The sequence below is a fragment of the Candidatus Rokuibacteriota bacterium genome (assembly GCA_016209385.1).
Taxonomy (GTDB): domain Bacteria; phylum Methylomirabilota; class Methylomirabilia; order Rokubacteriales; family CSP1-6; genus JACQWB01.
The window spans coordinates 1-8,847 of sequence record JACQWB010000010.1 but is presented as its reverse complement, the minus strand read 5'-3'; the positions used below and the strand labels follow the sequence as shown (position 1 = coordinate 8,847).

General features: G+C 68.0%; 7 protein-coding genes and 1 pseudogene. All 8 read right to left on the bottom strand.

The genetic code is table 11. The features are described from left to right. A partial coding sequence (locus HY726_00695; protein MBI4607509.1) for a nitrate reductase cytochrome c-type subunit occupies window positions 1-478 on the bottom strand: 478 nt, incomplete at its 3' end. After that, a complete protein-coding gene (locus HY726_00690) occupies window positions 475-2,814 on the bottom strand; it encodes a molybdopterin-dependent oxidoreductase (GenBank protein MBI4607508.1) in 2,340 nt (779 codons plus the stop codon). The genes HY726_00690 and HY726_00695, both read right to left, overlap by 4 nt. A gap of 222 nt (window positions 2,815-3,036) precedes the next feature. Then, entirely contained in the window at window positions 3,037-5,106 is a 2,070-nt protein-coding gene (locus tag HY726_00685; GenBank protein MBI4607507.1) for a TonB-dependent receptor, read from the bottom strand. Then, the gene (locus tag HY726_00680) at window positions 5,103-5,483 is read right to left on the bottom strand and encodes an energy transducer TonB (GenBank protein ID MBI4607506.1); all 381 of its coding nucleotides are present in this window, start codon (window positions 5,481-5,483) and stop codon (window positions 5,103-5,105) included. Before HY726_00680 ends, HY726_00685 begins: the two co-directional genes overlap by 4 nt. A gap of 8 nt (window positions 5,484-5,491) precedes the next feature. Then, the gene (locus HY726_00675) at window positions 5,492-6,184 is read right to left on the bottom strand and encodes an energy transducer TonB (GenBank protein ID MBI4607505.1); all 693 of its coding nucleotides are present in this window, start codon (window positions 6,182-6,184) and stop codon (window positions 5,492-5,494) included. Between the two features lie 85 nt (window positions 6,185-6,269). After that, window positions 6,270-7,397 carry an acyl-CoA dehydrogenase family protein gene (locus HY726_00670; protein ID MBI4607504.1) on the bottom strand — a complete coding sequence of 376 codons (1,128 nt, stop codon included), beginning with the start codon at window positions 7,395-7,397 and terminating at the stop codon, window positions 6,270-6,272. Then, window positions 7,391-8,154: pseudogene (gene fabG, locus HY726_00665) on the bottom strand (3-oxoacyl-ACP reductase FabG). The gene HY726_00670 and the pseudogene fabG overlap by 7 nt, the downstream one beginning before the upstream one ends. Further along, window positions 8,151-8,847: amidohydrolase (locus HY726_00660; protein ID MBI4607503.1), on the bottom strand; the 697-nt coding region annotated here is incomplete at its 5' end. The pseudogene fabG and the gene HY726_00660, both read right to left, overlap by 4 nt.

The window sequence follows — 8,847 nt, the reverse complement described above, 5'->3', positions numbered from 1 at the left end:
GCGTTTCTCTGAACAGGACCTCCGTCGTCGCGGGGACGTGGCACTGACGGCAGCTCACGAGCTCCGGGTGCGGAGTCACCGGAGCAAAGGTCTTGAACTCGGACGCAAAACCCCCCGTCTCATGGCAGGCGAGACACGACGTCCCGCCCCGGTCCATGTCCGCTTTGACCGTGTGCGGAATAACTGGAGGCGCGCCGAGATAGGCTCTCCGCCGGTAGAAGCTGGCGAGGTTGCGGCTCCGATCCGAGGATGCCGGCTGCGCCGCAATGCTCAGGGCGTTCCGCGAGAACCGAAAGACTCCCGCCTCCTGAGCGATATCGCGATCCGCCACCTCGGCCCGGGCCGCCTCCCGGATCGTCCGTTCGCCCAACCTCCCCTCGCGAACGCTTTCCCCGATCACGTAGATCGCCGCGCCAATCAGGATGGCGCAGATGCCGATGAACGCCGCTCGGGTTCCCGTGCGGGCTCCGAGCGTCATGCCTTCTCCACGCGCACAGCGCACTTCTTGTAGTCGGGCTGCGCTGAGATCGGGCAATAGGCGTCCAGGGTCAACTCGTTGATGAGATAGTGCTCGTCGAAGAAGGGCACGAACACCTGTCCTCTGGGCGGACGACCTCGCTGATCGATGGCGGCGGGCAGGACGAGCGCTCCCCGTTTGCTGGTGAGCCTCACCAGGTCGCCGTTGCGGATGTTCAGCTTGTCCGCGTCAGCAGGATGAAGCTCCACATAGGCGCGAGGCACGGCTTGATGCAGGATCGGGATTCGGCGGGTCAGCGATCCGGTGTGCCAGTGCTCCAGCACCCGGCCGGTGTTCAGCCAGAACGGATATTCGCGATCGGGAGCCTCCGGTGGAGGCTCGTACGGGCGGAGCCAGATCCACGCCTGTCCCCCGGGCTTCCCGTAGAAGTCGAACCCGTCCCTCTTGGCGTCTGGGTCGTACCCCTTCGTGGCAGGATCGTACCTCGTGTTGTAGCGCCAGTTGGTCTCCTTGCCGTTCACGTACGGCCACTTGATTCCCGGCCGCCGCCGCAGCTCGTCGTACGGCGCCATCTCGTGCTGGGGCCCCGCGTGGAACCGGCGATATTCGTTCCAGACTTCTCGGACATAATTGGTTTCGCCCCATGGGAAGAGGTTCCCGAGCCCCAGGCGACGGGCGACCTCGATCAATTGCCAGCCGTCGCTCATCGCCTCGCCCGGAGGATCGGTCAGCTTGTCCCAATGCTGAGTGCGCCGCTCCGAGTTGCCGAACATCCCTTCCCGCTCGATCCACATGGCGGAAGGCAGAACCACGTCGGCGATCTCTGCGGTCGGCGTGGGGTACACGTCGGACACCACCACGAACCGCCCCTCTTTCCTGGCTCCGTCCCGATAGCGCCGGAGCTTGGGCATTGTGACCATCGGGTTGGTCACTTGGATCCAGACGAAGCGAATGTCCCCGCGATCCAGAGCGCGGAACATGGACACGGTATGGTGCGTGGGCTTGGCGGGGATACGCTCGACGGGAACCTGCCAGATCCTGGCCGCCAGCTCGCGGTCCTTTTCGTTTGTCACGACGCCCTTCGGCAGCTTGTGGGTGAGCGTCCCCACTTCCCGCACCGTGCCGCAGGCGCTCGGTTGCCCCGTCAGGGAGAACGGGCTGTTGCCGGGCGTGGAGATCTTCCCGACGAGGAGATGGATGTTGTACACGAGGTTGTTGATCCAGGTCCCCCGGGTGTGCTGGTTGAAACCCATGCACCAGAAACTCGTGACCCTGCGCCCGGGATCGCCGTACAAGGACGCGAGGTAACGGATGTCGGCAGCGGCGACTCCCGAGAGCTTTTCCACCTTCTCCGGCGAGTAGTCGTTGAGGAACCTCCGGAACTCCTCCAGGCTGCTATCCTGCGGCTCATCCTCGAACCGGAAGTCGTCTTCCAGTCCGTAGCCGATGTTAGTCTTGCCCTTCTTGAAGCTGCAGTGCTTCGTGACAAACTCGCGATTCATCCAGCCATTGTGGATGATCTCGTAGCAGATGGCGTTGGCGATGGCGACATCGGTCTGCGGCGCGAAGATGAACGACCTGTCGGCCGCGTAGCTCGTGCGGGTGGTCCGCGTGGCCAAGTCGATAATTTTCACGCGCGGGTTCCTGAGGCGGCGATCCAGCAGGCGGGAGAACAACACGGGATGCATCTCGGCCATGTTGTTGCCCCACAGAACGAACACGTCGGCGTGGTCGATGTCGTCGTAACAGCCCATAGGTTCGTCCAGCCCGAACGACGTCGTGAAGCCGGTCACCGCACTCGCCATGCAGAGACGGGCGTTGGCCTCGAGATTGTTGGTGCCGATGCCGCCTTTCATGAACTTGGAGGCGATATAGCCGTCGGGAATCGTCCACTGGCCAGACCCGTACAGCGCGACGGCATCTTTCCCGTGCCGGTCGATCGTTTCCTTCAGCTTCCCCGCGACCAAGTCCAGCGCGTCCTTCATGGGGACTTCCACGAGCTTCCCGTTCTGGCGGACCAGGGCTCTCGTGATGCGATCCTTCCCGTACAGGGCCTGGACGGCGTGATAGCCCTTCACGCAGCAGAGCCCTTTATTGACAGGACTCGCAAGGTCTCCCTTGACGGCGACCGCTCTTCCCCGAGCGATGCCGACCAGCAGGCCGCAGCCCACTCCGCAGAAGCGGCAGGGAGCCTTCTGCCACACGACGTCCCGCGGCAGGGCGCCGGAAGGTTTCCAGCCGGCGGAGACGACGCCGGGAAGCAGACCCTGCGCCGCGGCGATCGCGGCGGCCGCCCCCATCCCTTTGAGAACATCTCTTCTCCCCATAGCCTTCATGGGATCCCCCCGCCGCGTGTGCGATCTAAACAGGACCGGCCGGATGCTCCCTTTGCGGGCACGCGCCGACCGGGCGGTAGTGGGCCCCACCTAGCCCGCGTCAGGGTTTTTACGGATGTCACGCGCTCACCTCAAACCGAAACTCTAGACTTCTACTTGCCTCGGCTACCTGATGCAGACCTTGATCAACGACCAGCTCGTGCGGGTCCAGCCTCGGTCGACTCAGAAGCGGAGTCGCAGGCCGCCGTGCACCAGGCGGGGTGTGCCGATGGTCACCACGCCTTCGGTGGTCTTGCCGACCTCGTAGGTCCGGTCGAAGAGGTTCTCGACGGCCAGGAACACCTCTCCCCACTTGGAGAGCGCGCGGGAGAGTGTCACGTCCAGCACGAAGAAGTCCCCGAGCCTGAGGCTGTTGTCGTCGTCCTCGAACTGGTCCGAGACATAGCGCCCCTGAACGGACACGTTCAGCAGCGCCGGGTTCGCGTAGCGGGCGCCGAGGGTCAGCTGGTGGCGGGGGACCTGGGCGATCCGTTTGCCCTCGAGGCTCCGCCGGCTTGGGGCCTCGAGGACCTCGGCGTCGGCGAACAGGTACGTCGCCAGCAGCTCCCAGTCCGCCGCGGGACGATAGGTGACTTCGGGCTCGACGCCGCGGATCCGGGTCCGGTCCAGGTTCTGGCGCTGGCGGCAGGTCGTGCCGGAGGGGCAGTCCGGAAGGCGTCGCGCCGCGGGCAGCGTGACGTTGGCGATGGAATCCTCCACCTCGTTCCAGAAGCCGGTGAGGCGGGCCGACAGCTGACGCCCGAAGCCGTGCTCGATGCCCATCTCCCCTCCGGTGAGCCGCTCGGGATCGAGCTTGGCGTTCGCCGCCGTCACGTCGTTCCGGACCCGGAAGACCCGGAAAAGCTCGTTGATCGTCGGGGCCCTGAAGGCCTGATAGACGGAGGTCCGAAGCGTCGTCGCTTGAGTCGGGTGAAAGAGCAGCGCCACCCTCGGGCTGACCGCCACTTTGTCCCGGTCGGCAAAGCGCTGGGCCGCGGGGATGCCCCGAGGGGGCGGACGATCGGTGCGAAAGCCCTCGAAGCTCCTCCAGTAATCGACCCGCGCCCCCAGCGCCAGCTCCCACCGAGCAGAGAGCGACACGATGTCCTGGCCGTAGAGGCCCGCCAGAAACTGCTCGCCTCCCGCGACACGACGCCTGACGAAGTTGCCGCCGACGAACACGTCCTCGTCCGTCTCGCCGTCGATCCACCTGAGATCGGCGCCCCCCGTCAGGTGGTGCGGACCCGCGCGGCGGGTCCACTGGAGGGATCCTCCGAGGGCGGTGGAAGGAACCTCCTGGGCAAGCGCGAGGGTCTCGGAGTTCCGGTCGAGGGCCTGCGAGGAGAAGGTGCTCTCGAAGGTCTGGAGGTGGGAGAAGATCAGCAGGGACCAGTCGCTCCCGTCCGCAGTTCGAAGCTGCGCGCCGCCGGCGACGTAGCCCGAGTCGGTGGAGTTTTCCTGGAGCGGCGTCCCGTTCCCGCGCTGCTCGGTGAAGAGGTTTCCCGCGAGAAAGAGGCTGGCTTCGGGGCTGAGCCGATACTCGAGCCGTCCGTTGAAGACCTGGTGGGTCGAGTCGGCATCGACATCGATGGCCCCGCGCTGGCTCTCCTTCACGACCTTGAAGCCGCCGGTCTCGAAGAATCTCCCCTCCAGGCTGATCCCGGCAGGACCCCACAGGTCGCTCAGCACGAGATCGAGGCTCGTCGTCCCGCGATTCCCGTAGCTCCCCTCGAAGAGGGCGGCCTGCTTCTCGGGGCGCCGGGTGACGATGTGGATCACCCCGCCGAGAGCGTAGTTGCCCCACACGCTCGATGCGCCTCCCCTGACCACCTCGATCCGCTCGATGCCGAGGCGGGGCAGCCGGTTCCAGTAGACCCACCCGCCGAAGGGATCGTTGAGGGGCACGCCATCGACGAGGACGAGGGCGCGGCTGGCGCCGCTCGGGCCGATCCCGCGCAGCGACACCCCCTGTGTCGTCGGGTGGGTCACCAGGCTCGACGAGCGTCGGAACAGGCTGAAGCCGGGGACCTGCCGGAGCAGGTCATCCACCGTCTGGGCCGCGGAAGCGCGGATCTCCTTCTCCGTCAGGACCGTGACGCTGGCCGGAACCTCGCTGAGCCGCTGCTCCACTCGGCCTGCGGTCACCACCACGGGCTCGAGTTGGACCGGCTGCTCGGCGGGCGGTTGAGCCCAGGGCGTCGGCACCGAGCCGAGCCAGATGAAGAAGGCGAGCGAAAGCAGGGTTCGCTTCACTTGGGTACGGTCAGTTCGAACTTCACCGGGATCTCGACCCAGGCCCCCACCGCCTTCGGCCCCCGCATCGCCGGCAGAAACGTCCAGCCCCGGGCTGCCATGACCGCAGCCTCGTCCAGCGCCGAATCCCCCGACGACCGCTTCACCTTGACCTCGCCGGTCCGGCCATCGGCGAGGACCTTCACCAGGAGGACCACGGTCCCCTCAAATCCCTGGCGCCGGGACACCTCGGGGTAGGCGGGGCGCGTCAGCTGCTGGTAGCGGGGCGGCCGAACCGGGTGCGGGGCGGTCACCACCACCTCGGGGAGGGAAACGGCTTCCTCGGCCGACGCCGAAGCCAGCCAAGCGACCATCCCGATCAGCAGCGGGAGAGTCACCGGTCCGCTCATTCCAGACGAAACCTCACGGGGAGGCTCACCCGGACCGCCACGGGACGGCCTCCTCGCCGGGCCGGCTCGAAGCGCCAGCGCTGCACCGCGTCCACAGCGGCCTGGTCGAGGCCGGGGTGACCGGCCGACCGGGCGACGATCACCTCGCCGACGCTGCCGTCCTCCAGGACCCGGATCCTGAGCGAGGTGGTCCCCTCGGCTCCCGAGAGCCGCGCCCCCTCGGGGTACGCGGGAAGCAGCTGGTAACCGCCACCTGGAAGCGTCGACGGCCCCGCGGCGGCGCCAACGGAAGCGCCTGCGTTGACGAGCTCGCCGCTCCGTCCGGCAACTCCGGGCCCGGGGCTCGGCTCGACGTCGTTGGAGCCCGCGCGCAACGAAACGGGGGCCGCAGGTTCCGGCGCAGGTCCGCGCGTGGCCTGAGCCGGTGGCGGCTGCGCCGGTAGCGAGACCGAGGAGGGCACCGCAGCCGGGCGAGGTTCGGCGGCGCGAAGCCCCGACGCGCCGCCGCGCGAGCCCTGCGGAACGCGCGAAGCACCCGACTCCGGCCTCGACTCCCCCGCCGGGAAGACCTCGACGATCCCGGCCGACAGGTGGCGCCCGCCGGCGTACAGCGACCAGACAAAGAGCGCGAGCCCCCCGTGGAGCAGACACGAGAGCAGGAGACCGAGGGGAAGCGTCCCCCGAGCCATTTCTGCCCCTCCGGCGATCAACAACCCAACCCGCCCGACGCGAGGCGCAACCCGCCAGCGACCTGGCACCGGGAGGCGGTAACGGTCAGTCGCGCTCCATGGACCCCGCCAGCAGCTCGCGGGCGATGATGACGCGCATGATCTGGTTCGTCCCCTCGTAGATCTGGGTGATCTTGGCGTCGCGCATCAGGCGTTCGACCGGGTAGTCCTTGAGAAAGCCGTAGCCGCCGAAGACCTGCACGGCGTCGGTGGTGACCCGCATGGCGACGTCAGAGGCGAAGCACTTCGCTATCGCCGAGAGCACGGGTGAAGGCCGCCCGGCGTCGTAATCGGCGCTGGCCCGATAGGTGAGCGCCCGGGCTGCCTCCACCCGGATCGCCATGTCGGCCAGCAGGAACCGGAGTCCCTGGAAATCGGCGACCGGGCGGCCGAACTGCCGCCGCTCGAGGGCGTAGCTCCGCGCCGCGTCCAGGGCCGCCTGCGCGAGCCCCACAGCCTGGGCGGCGATGGTGGGACGCGAGGCCGCGAACGTGGCGTTCAGGAGCGGGAACCCCTCCCCCTCGGCGCCGATCCGCGCCGACCCCGGAATCCGCACCCCGTCGAAGAAGAGGTCGGTGGTGGGCGAGGCCCGGAGCCCCATCTTGTTCTCGCGCTTGCCGGCACCGAGACCCGGCACGCCCGCCGGCACCACGAACAGGGAAATCCCCTCGCGGCCCGCCCCGGTGCGAGCGAAGACCAGGTAGTAGTCCGCGATGTCCCCGTTGGTGATGAACCGCTTCTGTCCGCTGAGGACGTACCCGCCATTCTCGCGATCGGCCCGGGTCGCCAGCGCCGCGGCATCCGAGCCCGCCTGGGGCTCGGTGAGGCAGAAGGCGAAGAGCGCCCCGCGGCTCACCACCTCACCGAAGTAGCGGGCCCGCTGCTCGGGTGTCGCTGCCAGCAGGAGCGGCCGAAGCGCGGTGGCCTGGGCCTGGACGAGGACGGCCAGCGAGGCGTCCACCTGGGCGATCGCCTCGATGACCCGGCAGCAGTCGCTGAGCGGCAGCGCGAGGCCGCCGTACGCCTCGGGAACCACGAGCGCGAAGAGGCCGAGCTGAGCGAAGAGCTGACGGACCGCGGGCGGCAGCTCCTGCCGTTCGTCCATCTCGCCGAGGAGCGGGACGACCTGCTCCTGGAGGGCCCGGCGCAGGGGGGGAAGGAGCGCGTCTACCATGCCATCACCTGGCCGCCATCCAGGCAGATCACCTGCCCGGTCATGAACGCCGAGGCGTCCGAGGCGAGGTAGACCACGAGCGGCCCGACCTCCTCGGCCTCGCCGACACGCCCGAGCGGGATCCGCGACAGGATGCGGGCACGCGTCTCGGGGTCCGCGAGCGCAGCCCGGTTGAAGTCGGTGCGGACATAGCCGGGGGCGATGCAGTTCACGGTGATGCCGTAGCGCGCCCACTCGTAGGCGAGCGAGCGCGTGAGGGCGTGGAGGCCGGCCTTCGCTGCCGCGTAGGCGGCAAAACCGCGGGTCCCCAGCTCCGCGAAGATCGAGCCGATGTTGATGATGCGTCCCGACCGCTGCTGGATCATTTGCCGCCCGGCCGCCTGGGCGCAGAGAAAGGCACCCGTGAGATCGACGTCCACGAGCGCCCGCCACTCGCCGGCGCTCACCTTCTCGGCGGCCTTGCCGAAGACCGTGCCCGCGTTGTTGATGAGGACGTCGAGCCTGCCGAACTGCGCAACGGTTTGCCCCACCATTCGGTCCACTTCCTCAGCGCTCGTGACGTCACCGGTGACCGTGACCGCGCGCCGCCCCAGGGCCTCCACCGCCGTGGCGGTCTCGCCAAGGGGCGCGGTGCTCCGCCCCGCGCAGACGACGTCGGCCCCGCCTCGGCGAGGGCGAGGGCGATGGCGCGGCCGATCCCCCGGCTCGCCCCAGTGACCAGGGCAGCCTTGCCAGTCAGGTCCCACCACGCCTTCACAGCTTGAAGAGCTGGACCGCGTTGTCGCGGAGGAGCTTCCGCTTGGCTTCGGCCTTGAGCCCGAGCTGCTCCACCTGCTCCAGGCTCTCCTTCCACGGGAGCCCGTTGGTCCCCCAGAGGCATCGGTCCTGCCCCATGCGGCTGCCGATGAACTGGACGATCTCCGGCTTGAGGTATTTCGGCATCCACGCGTCCACGCCGAACCAGACGTTGTCCCACTTGTAGCAGACCGAGAGCAGCTCCTCGACCCAGGGCCAGCCGGTGTGGGCCCCGATCAGCTTGAGCTCGGGGAAGTCGCAGGCGATCCGGTCCAGGTAGATCGGCCGGGCGTGCTCGCTCGGCATGGATTCCAGCACGTGCCCTACCTGCAACGACACCGGCACGTCCAGCTCGACGCACTTCGCGTAGAGCGGGTACATCTTCCGGTCGTGGAGCGGGATGTCGAAGCCGTAGATGTGGATGTAGACCCCCTTGAAGCCGTGCTCCTTCACCGCCAGCTCGATCTCGGCGAGGCTCTCCTTGATCCTGAACGGGTTGTATCCGGCGAGCCCGGCGAAGCGGTCCGGATACCGCCGCGTGTACTGGGTCACCTCCTCGAGGGACGTGTCCATGTACATCCACTTGTTCCAGTTCGACCACATCTTCGTCTGCGTGATGAACTCGCGCTCGTCGTTGGCCTCGTCCTTCTTCCGG